This is a genomic window from Echinicola rosea (assembly GCF_005281475.1).
In the GTDB taxonomy this organism is placed as follows: domain Bacteria; phylum Bacteroidota; class Bacteroidia; order Cytophagales; family Cyclobacteriaceae; genus Echinicola; species Echinicola rosea.
This window is the reverse complement of the sequence record NZ_CP040106.1, coordinates 220,789-237,037: the sequence shown is the minus strand read 5'-3', so window position 1 is coordinate 237,037 and position 16,249 is coordinate 220,789. Positions and strand designations below refer to the sequence as shown.

At 44.5% G+C, this 16,249-nt stretch carries 17 protein-coding genes and 1 riboswitch; of the genes, 12 read left to right on the top strand and 5 right to left on the bottom strand.

Features of this window, described 5'->3' with window-relative positions:
- The first annotated feature begins 15 nt into the window (after positions 1–15).
- From epsC to tenA, 7 genes are all read left to right on the top strand, one after another.
- Positions 16–858 (top strand): serine O-acetyltransferase EpsC, encoded by an 843-nt coding sequence (gene epsC, locus FDP09_RS01055; protein ID WP_137400906.1) that lies wholly within the window; start codon positions 16–18, stop codon positions 856–858.
- Between the two features lie 3 nt (positions 859–861).
- Positions 862–1,740 (top strand): cysteine synthase CysM, encoded by an 879-nt coding sequence (cysM, locus tag FDP09_RS01050; protein ID WP_137400905.1) that lies wholly within the window; start codon positions 862–864, stop codon positions 1,738–1,740.
- 92 nt (positions 1,741–1,832) lie between these two features.
- Positions 1,833–2,858 carry an LLM class flavin-dependent oxidoreductase gene (locus FDP09_RS01045; RefSeq protein WP_137400904.1) on the top strand — a complete coding sequence of 342 codons (1,026 nt, stop codon included), beginning with the start codon at positions 1,833–1,835 and terminating at the stop codon, positions 2,856–2,858.
- Positions 2,859–2,961: 103 nt separating this feature from the next.
- Positions 2,962–3,057: riboswitch (TPP riboswitch) on the top strand.
- Positions 3,058–3,111: 54 nt separating this feature from the next.
- Positions 3,112–3,912, top strand: a complete 801-nt coding sequence (gene thiM / locus FDP09_RS01040) for a hydroxyethylthiazole kinase (RefSeq protein WP_137400903.1) — start codon at positions 3,112–3,114, stop codon at positions 3,910–3,912.
- Positions 3,905–4,543, top strand: coding sequence for a thiamine phosphate synthase (gene thiE, locus FDP09_RS01035; RefSeq protein ID WP_137400902.1), 639 nt, complete (start codon positions 3,905–3,907; stop codon positions 4,541–4,543). Before thiM ends, thiE begins: the two co-directional genes overlap by 8 nt.
- A complete protein-coding gene (gene thiD, locus FDP09_RS01030) occupies positions 4,540–5,379 on the top strand; it encodes a bifunctional hydroxymethylpyrimidine kinase/phosphomethylpyrimidine kinase (protein WP_137400901.1) in 840 nt (279 codons plus the stop codon). Before thiE ends, thiD begins: the two co-directional genes overlap by 4 nt.
- Entirely contained in the window at positions 5,363–6,016 is a 654-nt protein-coding gene (gene tenA, locus FDP09_RS01025; RefSeq protein WP_137400900.1) for a thiaminase II, read from the top strand. Before thiD ends, tenA begins: the two co-directional genes overlap by 17 nt.
- Positions 6,017–6,215: 199 nt before the next feature.
- Here tenA and FDP09_RS01020 read toward each other — a convergent pair whose 3' ends face one another.
- Both FDP09_RS01020 and FDP09_RS24265 read right to left on the bottom strand, forming a co-directional pair.
- Positions 6,216–6,530, bottom strand: coding sequence for a hypothetical protein (locus tag FDP09_RS01020; protein WP_137400899.1), 315 nt, complete (start codon positions 6,528–6,530; stop codon positions 6,216–6,218).
- Between the two features lie 77 nt (positions 6,531–6,607).
- Positions 6,608–6,697: a hypothetical protein gene (locus tag FDP09_RS24265; RefSeq protein WP_137400898.1), complete on the bottom strand. Its 90-nt coding sequence runs from the start codon at positions 6,695–6,697 to the stop codon at positions 6,608–6,610.
- Positions 6,698–6,970: 273 nt separating this feature from the next.
- Between FDP09_RS24265 and FDP09_RS01010 the strand changes: the two genes are divergently transcribed.
- The 4 genes from FDP09_RS01010 to FDP09_RS00995 all read left to right on the top strand — a co-directional run bounded on the left by FDP09_RS01010 (position 6,971) and on the right by FDP09_RS00995 (position 10,960).
- Positions 6,971–8,224 (top strand): sulfite oxidase, encoded by a 1,254-nt coding sequence (locus FDP09_RS01010; RefSeq protein WP_137400897.1) that lies wholly within the window; start codon positions 6,971–6,973, stop codon positions 8,222–8,224.
- A 1-nt stretch (position 8,225) separates the two neighbouring features.
- The gene (locus FDP09_RS01005; protein WP_137400896.1) at positions 8,226–8,690 is read left to right on the top strand and encodes a hypothetical protein; all 465 of its coding nucleotides are present in this window, start codon (positions 8,226–8,228) and stop codon (positions 8,688–8,690) included.
- A gap of 149 nt (positions 8,691–8,839) precedes the next feature.
- Positions 8,840–9,784 carry a fasciclin domain-containing protein gene (locus tag FDP09_RS01000; protein ID WP_137400895.1) on the top strand — a complete coding sequence of 315 codons (945 nt, stop codon included), beginning with the start codon at positions 8,840–8,842 and terminating at the stop codon, positions 9,782–9,784.
- Between the two features lie 93 nt (positions 9,785–9,877).
- Positions 9,878–10,960 (top strand): hypothetical protein, encoded by a 1,083-nt coding sequence (locus tag FDP09_RS00995; protein WP_137400894.1) that lies wholly within the window; start codon positions 9,878–9,880, stop codon positions 10,958–10,960.
- A gap of 16 nt (positions 10,961–10,976) precedes the next feature.
- Here the strand turns inward: FDP09_RS00995 and FDP09_RS00990 are convergent, their stop codons facing one another.
- Positions 10,977–11,681, bottom strand: a complete 705-nt coding sequence (locus FDP09_RS00990) for a hypothetical protein (RefSeq protein WP_137400893.1) — start codon at positions 11,679–11,681, stop codon at positions 10,977–10,979.
- A gap of 1,005 nt (positions 11,682–12,686) precedes the next feature.
- Here FDP09_RS00990 and agaR point away from each other — a divergent pair.
- Positions 12,687–13,448: a transcriptional repressor AgaR gene (gene agaR / locus FDP09_RS00985; protein ID WP_137400892.1), complete on the top strand. Its 762-nt coding sequence runs from the start codon at positions 12,687–12,689 to the stop codon at positions 13,446–13,448.
- A gap of 56 nt (positions 13,449–13,504) precedes the next feature.
- Here the strand turns inward: agaR and FDP09_RS00980 are convergent, their stop codons facing one another.
- A complete protein-coding gene (locus FDP09_RS00980) occupies positions 13,505–14,302 on the bottom strand; it encodes an endonuclease/exonuclease/phosphatase family protein (RefSeq protein WP_137400891.1) in 798 nt (265 codons plus the stop codon).
- A gap of 11 nt (positions 14,303–14,313) precedes the next feature.
- Positions 14,314–16,245: a beta-N-acetylhexosaminidase gene (locus tag FDP09_RS00975; RefSeq protein WP_137400890.1), complete on the bottom strand. Its 1,932-nt coding sequence runs from the start codon at positions 16,243–16,245 to the stop codon at positions 14,314–14,316.
- Positions 16,246–16,249: the final 4 nt, after the last annotated feature.

Sequence of the window (16,249 nt, the reverse complement as noted above, 5' to 3'; positions counted from 1 at the left end):
CTGCTAACGATTACAATGGAATATAGACAATCATTTATAAAGAAAATTTACGATTCCCACAAGCAATGCCCAGGATGCCCTTCTCCCAGAAAGGTTCAGGAGTTTTTTGAGGGTGTTTTGGGAGTGCTTTTTCCGGAATATGCGGTCAAGATCATGAAAGATCCCCAAGAGATTGAGGATAGGTTGGCATATTACGAAATCCAATTGCGTGAAATTTTGGGCAATAACAATCGCCTGATTGACGAAAGTAGTGAAACCGTAGCAGCGGATTTTTTTGATCGGCTTTCTGATGTTTATGATGCGATTCATGAAGATATACTAGCAATGTTTGAAGGGGATCCAGCAGCTAAATCTACCACAGAAGTGATCAGAAGTTATCCTGGGTTTTATGCAATAGCTGCGTATCGAATTGCCCACCTGCTCCAAAAACAAGGCGTTTCACTTATTCCTAGGATGATTACAGAGTTTGCCCACAGCAAAACGGGTATTGATATCCATCCGGGAGCGGAAATTGGTAGGTTCTTTTGCATAGACCATGGTACCGGTGTGGTGATTGGTGAGACCACCAGGATAGGTGACCATGTGAAGATTTATCAAGGGGTTACCCTTGGGGCGCTAAGTGTGAACAAGGAGGATGCTGATGTCCAACGCCACCCCACCATCGAGGATCATGTGGTCATTTATGCTGGAGCGACGATTCTTGGGGGCAAGACCGTCATTGGGGCAGAAAGTGTGATCGGCGGGAATGTATGGCTGACCAAAAGTATTCCTGCCAAAAGCAAAATTTATTATCAGACCAAAATGTACGATGCCAGTGCGGAGACCACTGATATGTATGTTTTCAAAAATGATGCGTAGCACATGAAATTAGTTGAGTTGATTGGCAATACACCACTGGTGGAGCTTGAACATATCCCTACCAACCCTAATGTCAAAATTTACTGTAAACTGGAAGGACAAAACCCCGGAGGCAGTGTAAAAGACCGTGCTGCCTATAGCATGATCAAGAGGGCCATGGACCGCGGAGATATCAAAAAGGGTGATAGGATAGTAGAGGCTACCAGTGGCAACACGGGCATAGCCCTTGCCATGATTGCCAAAGTGCTCGGTGTGGAAATGATCCTGATCATGCCCGATAATTCAACCCGGGAGCGGGTGGTTTCAATGGAAGCCTACGGAGCAGAAGTCATCTTGACTCCAGCAGCCAAGACAATTGAATATTCCAGGACACTTGCCGAGGAGATGGCCGAAAGGGAAGGGTATTATATCCTTAACCAATTTGCCAACCCAGATAATTACCAAGCTCACTATGAGGGGACAGGGCCTGAAATCATTCGGGATACCAATGGTGAGATTACGCATTTTGTTTCCGCTATGGGGACCACCGGTACCATTATGGGAGTTTCCAGGTACCTGAAAGAGCAAAATCCGATGATCCAAATTGTCGGTACACAACCTACCGATGGTTCTAGTATACCGGGGATCAGAAGATGGTCACCTGAATTTTTGCCCAAGATTTATGATGCTTCCCGAGTGGATAAAATCATCGATGTGAGTCAGGATGAGGCCACTGAAATGACCCGTCGAATGGCAAAGGAAGAAGGCATTCTAGCGGGAATGAGCAGTGGAGGAGCTTTGCATGCTGCGGTGAAGCTAGCAGAGACTCTCGATTCAGGAGTGATTGTCTGTGTCACCTGTGATCGTGGTGATCGCTATCTGAGCTCTGATTTGTTTGGATGATTTTTTAAGGTAGAATATCCGCGAATTATTGGCGTTGAAAGAACGATTTTGGATTTAATCCAGTTGGTAAGAAGACGACAATAAGAAGTAAAATGAAGAATACTAAACCACTGGACGAAGTAGCTTTTTCCGTATTGGATTTGGCTATTATCAAAGAAAACCACGATGCAGCTGATGCATTCGAAAGGAGTTTAGACCTGGCTAAGCATACTGAGAAGTGGGGATATAAACGTTTTTGGCTCGCGGAACACCATAATATGGTCAGCGTGGGCAGTTCTGCCACAGCAGTATTGATCGGTCATATCGCTGGTGGCACGCAGCGCATTCGGGTTGGCTCGGGAGGAATTATGCTGCCCAACCATGCCCCACTGATGGTGGCAGAGCAATTTGGCACCTTGGCATCCCTCTATCCTGATCGGGTCGACCTCGGCTTGGGGCGGGCACCTGGTACCGACCAGACCACTGCCAAGGCTTTGAGAAGGGATCGGTTGGAAACCGTAGAGGAATTTCCACGAGATTTGGAGGAATTGCAGGTTTACCTGTCCGATGAAAATATCGATGGTAAGGTAAGGGCCATTCCCGGTGAGGGACTTGATATTCCCATTTACCTTTTGGGAAGCAGTATGAGCAGTGCTATGCTTGCTGCTAAAAGGGGATTGCCATATGCTTTTGCCAGTCATTTTGCGCCTGCGCAGTTTTTGGATGCCATTCGGTATTACCGGGAGCATTTTCAGCCTTCTGAATATTTAAAAAGCCCCTATGTGATTTCATGTGTCAATGTGATTGCTGCCGAAACCGATGAAAAAGCCCATAAGATGGCCACTTCATTTTATCAAATGGCCTTGGGGATCGTACGAAGGAAATCCTATCCATTACGGCCTCCAGTGGATACCATGGAAGGGATTTGGACAGAAGCTGAGGCAGCCGCTATCAACCAGATGATGGCCTGTAGTTTTGTGGGAGATAAGACATCTGTCCGGGAGGATTTGGAGCATTTTCAGGAAATCACCCAAGTGGATGAAATCATGATTTGTTCCCACATCTTTGATCACGGGGAACGCCTAAAGTCCTATGAGCTGGCGGCTTCGTGTTTTAACAAGGATTTGGTAGCGCCGTAATTGAGTTTTGTATGTGGGCACGTTTTGGAATTGCCTCTGGATGGGGTAAAACTTCGTGCTGCTAACTTTGCTTCATGGGATTAAAATCGTAATTTCAACCTATGACAAACTTTAGGGGTGTCCCTGTGATGGGGCTGAGATGATACCCTTCGAACCTGAAACGGATCATACCGGCGAAGGAAAAAGTGACCTTTTCATGTGAGCTTTTGCTCAGGTAATTTGCAGGTTCCCTAAAGTTTTTTAAGCTGAGGATATGAAAGAATCTGTAATCAACAATCTAAAGACAGTAAGGGAAAAAGGCCCATTGGTGCAGAGTATCACCAATTATGTGGTCATGAACAATACCGCCAATGCGCTGCTGGCGATTGGGGCATCCCCAATCATGGCCCATGCCAAGCTGGAGATGGCGGACATGGTCAACATCGTCAATGCACTGGTCGTGAATATCGGGACACTGGACGAGTTTTGGGTGGACAGTATGTTACTGGCAGCCAAAGAAGCCAATGAGCGAAACACCCCTTGGGTTTTGGATCCGGTGGGGGCTGGTGCCACACCCTATCGAAATGAGACCTTGACGAGGCTTTTGGCTTTCAAGCCGACCATTATTCGAGGAAATGCTTCTGAAATTATGGCGTTGGCCAAAGCAAATGTGCAAACAAAGGGAGTGGACAGTAGCCATTCTTCTGATGAGGCCTTAGCATATGGAAAGCAGCTATCCAAAGAGACTTCGTCTGTTGTCTGTATTTCAGGTGCGATAGACTATGTTATTGATGGAGATAAGTTGGCGGTAATCAAGAACGGGGATGCCCTGATGGGAAAGGTGACCGGGATGGGGTGTACTGCCACCGCTTTAGTGGCTGCCTTAGCGGGAATTGAGCCAGATCCTTTCACGGCAACTGTCTCAGGAATGACCCTATTAGGCCTTGCCGGTGAGATAGCTGCTAGAAAAGCAGAGGGGCCTGGGACGCTTCAGTTGTACCTATACGATGCACTTTATCATCTCAAGGAAAGCGAAGTGAAGCAGTGGGCAAAAGTGGAAGTGAGCAATGACTGATGGCTTATTCCCTTACAGGCTTTACCTGGTGACCGATGAAAAGGCATGTCTTGGCAGGGATTTTTTTTGGGTGCTGGAAGAAGCACTCAAAGGTGGTGTGGATCTGGTACAATTGCGGGAAAAGGATCTTCCCAAGGCTGCATTCTTGGAAAAGGCCTTTAAAGTAAAAAATCTCTGCGATCAGTACAGGGTTCCTCTAATCATCAATGATAGCTTGGAAGTGGCAAAACAGGCTCTAGCCCATGGTGTCCACATCGGGCAATCTGATAGCAGTATGAAGTCTGCCAAGGCGTATTTGGGAGATGACTTCCCTGTCGGCCTATCCTTAGAGCAAATGGATGAGCTTTCTCACGAGGAGGCGAACTTGGCCTGGTATTACGGAGTCAGTCCTATTTTTTCTACGCCCACCAAGCCTGATACCCGGTTTGAATGGGGATTAGCGGGGTTAAATAAACTTAGAAAAGCGACAGCAACGCCATTAGTGGCCATTGGTAATATCAATGAACTTAATGCTGCTGAGGTTATTGAAGCAGGGGCAGATTGCCTGGCAGTGGTATCCGCCATTTGCAGTGCACAAAGTCCCGCTAAAGCTGCCGAAAAATTCCGAAATGAAATCGAAAAAGCTACATGAACGATAAAGTCAAAACCTATATTCCTGTATTGACCATTGCAGGATCGGATAGTGGTGGTGGTGCAGGAATCCAAGCGGATTTGAAGACATTTTCTGCTTTGGGCTGTTTTGGTACGAGTGTTATCACCGCCACTACTGCGCAAAATACCATGGGTGTGAAGAGTATCCATGATATTCCCGTAGCGCATATCAAGGAGCAACTGGAAGCAGTGCTTACAGATATCAGGCCGAAAGCCATAAAGATCGGTATGATCAATCGGCCTGAAGTGGTGCAGGTCATTGTGGAATCACTGGTGCCATATCCGGATATCCCGGTTGTTTTTGATCCCGTCATGGTAGCTACGAGCGGAGACCGTTTGATCAAGGAAGAAACCGTGGAGGTATTGAAAAAAGAGCTTTTCCCTATTTCACGTATTATCACGCCCAATATGGACGAGGCCGCTGTACTTATGGGCAAAGCAGTGGATACTTTGGATGAAATGAAGGAAGCCGCTAGCCAATTATTGACTTATGAATCGGCCTTCGTATTGGTCAAAGGAGGACATCTACATGGAGAAATGGTAGCGGATGTCCTTGGTGGTAATGGGCAAATGCATGTTTTTGAAAGTGAAAAGATAAATACTGGCAATGTCCACGGAACTGGCTGTACGTTGTCTTCAGCCATTGCTGTTTTTCTAGCCAAGGGGATGAGAATGGCCGAAGCGGTGGAGTTGGCCAGAAACTTCGTCTTTCAGGCAATTGATGCCGGAAAATCAGTCAAAACAGGCCAGGGAAGTGGGCCTTTAAATCACTTTTACCAACCCGAAAAAATGATTATCCATGAGCTGGACCAGTGAAGCTTGGGAGAGAATTGCTCCCCTTTATGACAAGATTATTTATATGCCTTTTAATCAAGAATTGCAGAAAGGCACACTTCCAAAGGAAACATTTAAATTTTATATGACTCAGGACGCTTTTTACCTGGGGGAATTTGGCAAGGCGCTCAGTACCATTAGTGGGCGTTTGAACGATTTGGATAAGGTGTTGGCATTTTCTGAATTTGCTGCTGGTGCCATCGTGGTAGAGAGAGCACTACATGAGAGCTATTTTAAAGAGTTGGGCCTTCCTGATGAGGTAGATCCTTCCCCATCCTGCTTGCTCTATACCAATTATATTCGGAATCAAGCTGGATTTGCCAACATAGAAAAGGCTGCAGCGGCTATTTTGCCTTGTTTTTGGATCTATAAAGAAGTTGGTGATCATATCTACGCACAGCAAGATGGAAGTGATAATCCTTATAAAAATTGGATAGATACGTATGCGGGAGAAGAATTCGCTACATCCGTGGCCAAGGCCTTAGAGATCACTGACCAGCTTGCAGAAAAAGCTAGTCCGGAGTTACGGGAGGAGATGTTTGAGGCGTTTGAAATGGCGTCCAAACTAGAGTGGATGTTTTGGGACAGTGCTTATCGCTTGGAAAAATGGCCGGTTTAGGAACCAAGTGTAAGAACTGGAGGATAGCAGAAAGATGCCAGGGAGCCGCTTCTAGCCCATAAAGTTAGTTATTCAAGCAAAAAGTGTCAGACCGAGCGGAGTCGAGGTCCAGCGTCTGGCCTTCGACGCTATCTGGCGAATAGACAGGTCCGCTCAGGCTGACATCTTTTTACAAATAGATTAAAAGCAAATTCACTGATTATACATCTTCGATCTCTTCTCCTTCTTCATCATATTTTTTAACGATGGTTTCTTCTTCCATTCCGAAGTGGGCTTCGTAGGTGACGGATCCATCCATGTCGGTAACCTTAAATGCCTTGGTAATGGGCATGGTTTTTAATTCTTCGTCATCTAGAATGGCCTCTTTTACTTTCAGGGGCAAATCTTCAGGGACGATTTCTACCCTATTGTCCTGGTGGATGGAGGTTTGGGCATGTAAATTTAATGATGGAGTGGTTACCGTCCCAAAATACATCATTGCCCCCATAGTGAATATTAATGCTAGCTTTTTCATAGTTGTTTTGGTTTAGTTGGTTTTCATTAAGCAGCAGGTAAGTAGCTTAGTTATTTTTGTCGAATTGATCATGATTACTAGTCAAAACGGCTACTTCCGCTACTGATCGTAAGCTTACTCAGACATTTGAAGCAAACTTGTTTATTAAGATTCATTTTTTGTGCCAATGTACGAAAGGGGGAGATTTGTTAATTTAGGAAGGGAAGACTAAGCTGCTGTGTAGTTTGTTCTGTACAAATTGTGGAAATCCCCTATGGTTTTAGGGGAAGGGGATGGGTTGGATTTGTTTTACAAAGGGTATTCTATATAGTTATGGAGGATCAATAAAATTCCTTTCGGAAGATTTTGAAACTTTGTTATTTTTGAATTACCACGAGGGTGGGGAGGTTTTACTGTAAAAATCAGTTAGCTTTAGTTTTTAGTACAAATTAGCAATACCAATGACCAATGAAGATAAGCAGACCCCTTCTGTAAACAGTAGGAGGAAGTTTTTAAGGAACAGTGTACTTGCGACTGTGGCCGCAGCGGTGGGGGCCAAGGTGGTTTTCGCATCATCCATGCCTGAGGGTTACGTGCCGGTAGTATTACAGGGTGATGATCCCTATAAGCTTTTCAAGAAGGATAAAGACCTAATTGTCCTCAATAATAAACCTTGGAACCTAGAGTCGCAGCCCCACCTTTTAGATGATAAGGTGACGCCGGCGGATAAGATGTTCATCAGGAATAATGGCCTGATCCCAGCATCTATTGATGAAGAGAGTTGGGAGTTGGTGTTGGACGGAGAGGCTGTTTCCTCTCCCAAGACCTATTCATTGGAAACCCTAAAGCGTGATTTTAAGCATTATACTTATCAGCTTACCTTAGAGTGTGGAGGGAATGGCCGTAGTGAGTTTTATCCTCCCGCTAGCGGCAACCAATGGAAAACAGGAGCTGTCTCTTGTGCGTCCTGGACCGGTGTGAGGCTTAAAGATGTACTGGAAGATGTGGGCATAAGGGATAATGCGGTCTATATTGGCTATCATTCTGCTGATACCCACCTGAGCGGTGATCCCGGTAAAGAACCGATCTCCAGAGGCGTTCCGATTACCAAGGCTTTGCAAGAAGAAACGTTGTTGGCATTTGAGATGAATGGTGAGGCCATTCCTATCGCTCATGGATATCCGCTGAGGTTGGTGGCAGGGGGCTATCCTGCATCGGCTTCCGGAAAGTGGCTAAAGCGGATTTCTGTAAGGGATAAAGTACACGATGGAACAAAAATGGCTGCGCCTTCCTACCGTGTTCCATGCAAGCCTGTCTCTCCGGGGGATGAGGTGCCCGATGAGGAGATGTGCATCATTGAGTCCATGCCTGTGAAGTCGTTGATTACCTATCCTAAAAGTGGTGCGATGATAGATTTAGGGGATTCGCTGGAGATCAGGGGGCATGCCTGGGCGGGAGAGCTGGAGGTAAGTGAGCTGCATGTTTCCATTGATTTTGGTGCTACATGGCAGGTCTGTAAACTGGCGCCGCCTGTTAATCGATTGGCATGGCAGCATTTCACTACAAAGGTGGAGTTTCCGCAGGAAGGATACTATGAAGTGTGGGCAAGGGCGACTGATAGCAATGGGGAAAGTCAACCAATGGTGGTTCCCGGCTGGAATCCCAAAGGGTATCTAAACAATGCATGTCACAGAATTGCCGTAAAAGTAAGTTAGGATGGATCAGGATATTATCAAGTCATTAAAGGGGCTTTTTACGATGGTAGTGGTTTTGGGGGTGGTTGTAATGGTGCTGCTGGTAGGGTTGGTGTTCTTACAGCAGAATCCTGGTGTTTTGGTGAGTAAAAATGAGGGTGAAAAGGAAAATCCACCTCCTTTGGTGACGGAAAATTTGGTCAAAGATGGTGTGCATGTGGCCACTGGCCTAGTGGCAGAGAAGGGGTATGAAACCGTAATTGCCAATTGCACCAATTGTCATGCGGCCAATTTGATCACACAGAATCGTGGAAACAAAGAACATTGGGAGAAGTTAATTGATTGGATGCAGGAAACCCAAGGGTTATGGGATCTTGGCCAAAATGAAGAGATTATCGTTGATTATTTGGCAGCGTACTACGCACCTGTTCAGCGTGGCAGGAGGGCCAATCTTGATGAGATAGAGTGGTACGAGCTGGAAGAATAATGATTTATTGATTTTTTATTTCGTCTTTTAATGTGCTCAAGTGGTGATTTTTACTAATTTGTTTAACTTTTTTTAATAAATATTAAACAAATTTACCTGCCAATGGTTATTCAGTTGTAACAAAATATTAACTTAAATTCAACTGAACCATGAAAACCACAAAGACTAAGTTTCCTACACTTTTGATGCTTCTATTTGCTTGGATGTTTCTGATCGCCTGTAACGATGATGATGATCCAGTACCCATGGAAGAAGACGATATCGTGGATGTCGTGATGGCAAGCGGTGACTTTACCGTGTTGGAATCAGCCGTGGTGGAGGCTGATTTGGTCACCACCCTTAAAGGCGATGGTCCTTTTACCGTGTTTGCGCCTACTGACGCAGCTTTTACAATGTTTTTGGATGATACGGGTATGTCTGCTAGTGACTTGTTGGGAAATTCCAGTTTAGCGGATATTTTGACTTATCACGTACTAGCTGGTGAGGTGGTGGCTGCAGATGTCAGCGCCGGAGAGGTAGGGACCGTTAATGGAGCCAGTTTTTACGTAAGTGAGGACGTGGACGGGAACTTCTGGATCAATGGCTCGGCCATGGTGGTGGATACCAATATTGAGGCCAGCAACGGGGTGATTCATACGCTGGATTACGTGATCATGCCTCCTTCAGAATCCATTGCAGAAATAGCGGTAGGGATGACCACGGCTTCTACTCCTGAATTTACACAGTTGGTAGGTGCCTTGCAGCGTGCCGATTTGGTGGATGCGGTGAGCGGTGATGAAGGTGATCTTACTGTTTTTACCCCTACAGATGCAGCCTTCCAAGCACTTTATGATACCAATCCAAACTGGAACGACTACAATGATATTCCAATGGAAACCCTTACTGCAGTGCTTACCGCACATGTGGTGCCAGCCAGGGCATTTTCCCAGGATTTAAGGACAGGAACGTCGCTTACACCACTAAACACTGATGCGTCACTAGCAGTGGATCTAGGAGCGGGAACTGTGGGTGGTGCTGCGCTCAATACAGGTATGTTAAATATTCATGCAACTAATGGCGTAATCCATGTGATAAATGATGTGATCTTGCCTTAATAAAAGATATTTCGTACAAGTAGGGGAACTGCCGTGAACACACGGCAGTTTTTTTGTTATCTTTCATAAAATGAACAGGTGGAATAAGGAGCTATGAGGACAATCGGAATATTGGCAAAAGGCATTACACTATTGCTTTTGGTATGTTTTGTAGAGGAGGTGAAGGCTCAGGATGATCCTGTGTATTTGCTCTTGAAGTCCAGCAGGCAGTCTATTCGACCAACTGAGTTTTTTGTTAGTGAAATACAGGACGTTAGGGCCGGTCAGCCACTTATAGGTGAGATTTATACTTCTTCTCATTCCCAAAGGAAAGAATCCTTGGAGATCAGGGGCGGAGTGGTCGAAGGTGTTGGGGAATTTGTCTCAGGTATGATGTACACCGATCGTTCTAAGCGACCTGTGGTGATGCAAGTATCAAAAATGAATGTATCGGAAAATAGTGCGACAGATGGCAAGGTAAAAGGACAGATAGATTTATCCATACGGTTTTTATTGGAAGGGGATAGCTTGGTTCATTTACTTGATTATGATGGTGGAGCCCGCTATACCAGGTCTTTGGGAAGTTATACCGTCATTGGTAATGCGATGGAGCAGTCTCTGGGGAATGCTTTAAAATACTTTAATGAATGGATGGATCAGCAAGCGCCAAGGAATATTAAGCTGGCCACCGGGCTTGACTTAGAAATAATAGATTATCCTGTCGTTGAGAAGGGGGATACTGTTTTTTACCATGAAGACAGAAAACTGGACTGGGATGATTTTAAGGCAAGGCCACACCCTGGGAGTTCTTATGCTGCTTCGATTTTCACTAGTTTTTCTTGGGAAGGAGACCCAAAGGTGGAGGAGGGCAGGGTGAAGCTGGAGCTGATCGTGAAGGTGTTTATGCTCAAATCATCCTCTTGGGCAAGAAGTTCAAGAAAGGATGGGTATGGGTTAAATCATGAGCAGCGTCATTTTGATATCACCAAGATCGTGGTAGAACGTTTTAAGGAGAAGATTCGTGAGATGTCGCTCACACCTCAGGATTATGATGGTCGTATAGGCTACCTGTATATCGAGACATATAGGGAGATGAACAAGATGCAGGAAGCCTATGACGATGAAACTGATCACGGTAGAAATAAAGGTGCTCAGCAGAAGTGGAATGAATTAATCGACCGGGAACTGGCCAAATAACTTTAGTTATCGCTTATCAGTTGCCGAAGAGAGTTTTAGAAGTCGAGGTTTTTTCTGGTGCCCATATTTTAATGCTGTCAAACCTGCCAATATCGTCGAAAGTTCCAAAACCAATCTGGCCATAGTCGAAATGATGGTCATTGGTTTCCATAATTGGAGTGGTCATATCATCGAAGTAAACCTTGATACTATGGTCTTTCAGGTTTCTGACGACTTTTACTTTGTGCCACTGCTCGGTACTTCCCCAGTCAATGCCATTGTTTATTTTTTTGCCAATGGCCACTCTGGGAGCGTTGTGGACTAGGAAAATATTATGGGCGTGAGGATCTGGTGCTGTTGCTATATGGGTGTAATAGAAGTTCGCTGGATCTTCCATGCCAAAGAAAATACAAAGGTCCCGATGACCGTACTCTTTTCCTGTTTGCTGTAACTCAGCTTCTAGGATAAAACTGCCTACACTAAATCCCTTTACGATGGCAATGTTAAATGGCGATCTAAATGGCGGGGTATAGTTGCTTTGTTGGGAAATGGCTAAAGCATATCCTGTTTTTTCAGTAGTGAGACTCCAAGCCTCCGGATCGGTCATTTCAAAATCCTCAATGGCCTCCTTTTCTGAAAAGCTCTGCTCATAAATCAGTGAATAATTTTTGGGAACATCTTGTCCCCGTAGGGTAAATTGAATACTGAAACATATCAAAATTATGGAAAGGAAAAGCTTCATGGCGGTTAGTTTGTGGTCATAATTATGAATAAAGATAATGACAGAATTGGAAAGATATACGCGCCTTTGCGAGATAATTGAGGGCCGACAAGTTTTATACTTATTGTGGGAGGTATTTACAAGATGGCCCATCGCCTTTCTGCTCTCCCATTTATTATGTCCCTTTATGGTGAAGTCCCAACGAAATACGGGCCAAGCAATACATTTGTGAGTCGATAAATTTTGTTGTGGGAACAATGATACGCCACCAAGGCGCCTAGGCACAAAGCGATTATACATTCCTTTTAATACAGGCTCAATATGCCTTTGTGGCATTTTTATTTATACGTGGTTTTATCATTAAGAAAACAGGCCGTCCCCGACTTTTCTGCTTATCCAGAAATACCGTGTGATCCTTAATCCTTTTTTCAGTCCAAACTTAACATAAATAAAAAAACCGACCATCTGTGTGTGGAGTACAGTGGTCGGCCTTTTTCGAAAAATAACCCTAACAAACCAGATAATCTTTATCTGGCCTCTAATTTCGTAAATTAAATTCACAATACAAATAAAACGAAAATAAATATAGTTTTGATTTCTTTTATTTTTGATTGTGGAGTTTTGAAAAGTACTAAATTATATTTTGATATGGTGGTCTAGGTGGTTGGGTGATTACGTGAATGGGTGAAAGTATAGGATTAGTCAATTGTAAATGAGTTGATTCAGAGGTGAGTTGGGACAGCGGATTGATAAATGCCATTTTTAAAAATGAAAATATCCGAAAACTTTGGTTTGGTTAAAGTTGTCTTTTAATTAAGTTTTTAGGTAAATTGAAAACGAAAATATAATTTCGTGTTCATGTGTTCGTTTTTAGTTAAAAAGTCATAATCGTAAATTATGACAGGTTATTTTGATTGCGATCAAAAGGTTATGAATGCAAAGTGTGTTTGATAAATGAAGCTTATTGAGTATTTTTCGAAAGACTTTTTAAGGGAATAATATTATTTAATAAAACATAAAATAGATATGAAAAAGACTGCGCAGCGAAGATCCAGAATTTTGGAAGTTTTGGATGAGCACGGGCAAGTGAATGTAAGTGAGTTGAGTAAGTTGTTGGGGGTGAGTGAGGTGACGATACGGAATGACCTGGCCAATCTGGAAAGAAACAAGCTTTTAGTAAGGGCTCACGGTGGTGCTTTTAAGACCAACAATATGGCCCTTCCAGTCACTGAAAAGAAAAAGATAAACCTAGACCTCAAACGTAAGATAGGCAAGAAAGCGGTATCCATGATTGAAGAGAATGATTCGATCATTTTGGATTCCGGGACCACCACTTTTGAGATTTCCAATAACCTCGCAAAGTTTGAACGATTGACGGTAATTAGTAATGCGCTGGATATTGTTAATAATTTGGCCAGTTATGATAATTTGGATGTGATGATGCCGGGTGGTTTCTTGAAGGAATTTTCCATGTCGCTAGTCGGTCCGATGGCAGAGCGCAACCTGAAGCAACTTCACTGTAACAAATTGTTTTTAGGGGTCGATGGGATTAAGGCTGATGTGGGCGTGTTTACACACTACATGGAAGAAGCATACCTTAACCAAATCATGATTGATATTGCCGAGGAGGTAATTGTGGTGTCCGACTCCACTAAGTTCAAAAAAATAGGATTGGCATTTATAGCTGGTTTCAATAAAGTCCATAAAGTAATAACCGATGATCGGATCGAAACAGAGCATGTCAAAATGCTTGAACGAAACAATGTGGAGGTGATCATTGCCAGCTAAAAAGATAAGGGCCTTTCACAGCAATCGGGAAAGGCCCTCTTTATTTTGGAGAAGATTTAGTCCTTTAAGACAACTTTTACGACCACTGGCATGTGGTCACTAAAATCCACCGGGACCACTTTTACTTCTTTGACCTCCCAGTTTGCATTTTTAGAAAGCCAAACATAGTCAATCCTAGAGCTGGGATTGTCATATGGGATAGTAGGTTTTGGATTGCCGAAGGCGGCCGCGGCATCAGTGAAATCTTTTTCCATGATAGGGTAGGGATTGTCGGTTGGCTTAAAGTTAAGGTCGCCTGCTACTACTACCGCTCCATTTATATTTTGGGAATATTCCACGATGGCCTTGGTTTGCGCGATTCTGTTAATGTCAAACTGGTGGCACAGATGGGTGGCGCCAAAAGTGATCTGTTCACCATTTTCCATGGTAAAAGTAGCTAAAGCCATTGCTCTTCCTTCTCCTCCTTCGGGGATGGGGAGGTCTATTTTTCTCGTTTTTGCAGGATGTTTGCTGAGCAGTCCTTCACCGTATCCTCCGTTGCTAAAGTCAATGGCTTTGGCGAAGAATCCATGCATTCCGGTTCGCCCTGCCAGTTCTTTTACCAAGTCTATCGGTTTCTCATAAATCGAGGCAGTCCGCTGGGTCATGCTGTCCACCTCTTGTAGGGCCACAAAGTCCGGGTCTATGTCTTTGATCAGCTGAGCGATCTCTTCGATGTTCTTATGCCCCTTTTCGTATGCTTTCTCCCCGTGATAGATGTTGTAGCTCATCAGGGTTAGGGAGATTTCCTGGGCATGGGTCCAGCATGGGAGTCCAGCCAGGGTAAGCAATAGTGCTAAAGATAGTTTTTTCATTAGATCTGTTATTATTGTATGGGATATGAGAATTCGTTGCTTTGTCTTCCTTTAGGTGTGATGACGATGTAGTGCAGGGTTAGGTTTTCCTGCTCTGGCCCAGTGATGGGTGCGAGGAAAGCGCCGGTGTAGAGGGTTCCGGTTTGATCAGCCTTGTGCCCATCTACGGTGTAGTACACTTTGCTGCCTTTTACCAAAGGGCGAATAGAAACCTTGTGTCTGCCTGAAGTCTCATCAGTGGATATAGTGATCTCGGCTTCGGGCACTCGGTAAAATACGTCAAGTTGTTCTAGTTCTGAAAGTCTATTGGGGAGACGATTGGTGGTGAACTCCTGATAGTCCTTTTGCGGCCTGTCCATCCAGGCAACCTCTGCCAAGGCCAAAGCACGAGGGAAAAGATGGTACTCCAATTTATTATTGGTGGCAATGTATTCTGTCCAAAGGTTGGCTTGAACGCCTAAAATATGAGCCTGCTGATCGGTGGACAGGGCCTCAGGGCGTGGGGCATAATGGTAAACCTTTTCGAGTGGAAGGAATCCGCCGATGGCCACTGGTTCGGTCGTTTTGTCTTCTGCCTGATAATGGTCGAAGTACATGTGGCTATTGGGCGTCATGATGACGTCGTGGTTCATTTTGGCAGCTGCTATTCCACCTTTTTCCCCTCTCCAGCTCATGACAGTTGCATTGGGCGCCAATCCGCCTTCCAAGATCTCGTCCCATCCTATGAGCTTTCGGTTGTTTTCATTAAGGAACTTTTCGATCCTGGTAATGAAATAACTCTGGAGTTCGTGCTCATCTTCTAGGTTTTCTTTTTTGATGAGGTCTTGGGAGATGGAAGAGGTCTTCCAGTGGTCTTTTGGGGCTTCGTCACCTCCGATGTGAATGTACTCACTTGGGAAAATATCCATCACTTCGGTAAGGACGTCTTCCAGAAACTGGAAGGTTTCTTCTTTTACGCCGTAGATATTGGGATGGACTCCCCAATATCCGGGAACAGCAGTGTTGAGGTCGTTGTCATAAGGTTTGCCCTCCTCATTCATGGCCATGACAGATCCCGTCAATGGTTTTCCATCTTTTGGTTCGTATCCGTCCATTTTGAAACTGCCAAATTCTGGGTATGCAGCAAGTGCGGCCGAACTGTGTCCGGGGAGCTCGATTTCAGGGATGACAGTAATCATTCTTTCCGCGGCATAATTGACGATTTCCTTAGCTTCTTCTTGGGTGTAGAAGCCGCCATGTTTAATGCCGTCATAGATGAAAGGGTCATAGTCCCAATATTGCCCGATGATAGTGGAGTCTCGCCACGCACCTATTTCAGTGAGCTTGGGGTATTTTTTGATTTCCAATCTCCAGCCTTGGTCCTCTGTCAGGTGCCAATGCATTTTGTTGAATTTAAAATATGCCATCAAATCGATCATCTTTTTGATTTCTGCCACTTCAAAAAAGTGCCGCCCAACATCCAACATGATGCCTCTATAACCAAATTCCGGTTTGTCCTTAATGGAAACAGCAGGAATAGTCAGTGTACCGTGGGTACGGGTGATAAGTTGTAGACTGGTCTGAAGTCCGTAAAATATACCTTTTTCTGATCCTGATATGGAGATGTCTCCTTCTTGAACGTCCAATTGATAACTTTCGCCAGTCGCAGGTTTGTCGGTCGCTACAGACAATCTGATCGAGGGCCTATCTTGCTTGAGGGCTGATATGGGAAGCCGTATGCCGTAAAGCTTGTCCAGGAAATTATTGAATATATCAGCAGATTTTCTTGATTGGTCGCTTTCCGCAAATATGTAAGTCTCCTCATTTAGGGTGAAATGGCCTTCTTTTATGGTCATTTCAGCTGGTTTGGGGATGACTGAAAGGTGTTTCTTAGGCTCTTGGGCTTGGAGTGAGCCGATAAGGAATAGTGCCGAAATGGCGAATGTTGTTTTTCTTTTAATCATTTGT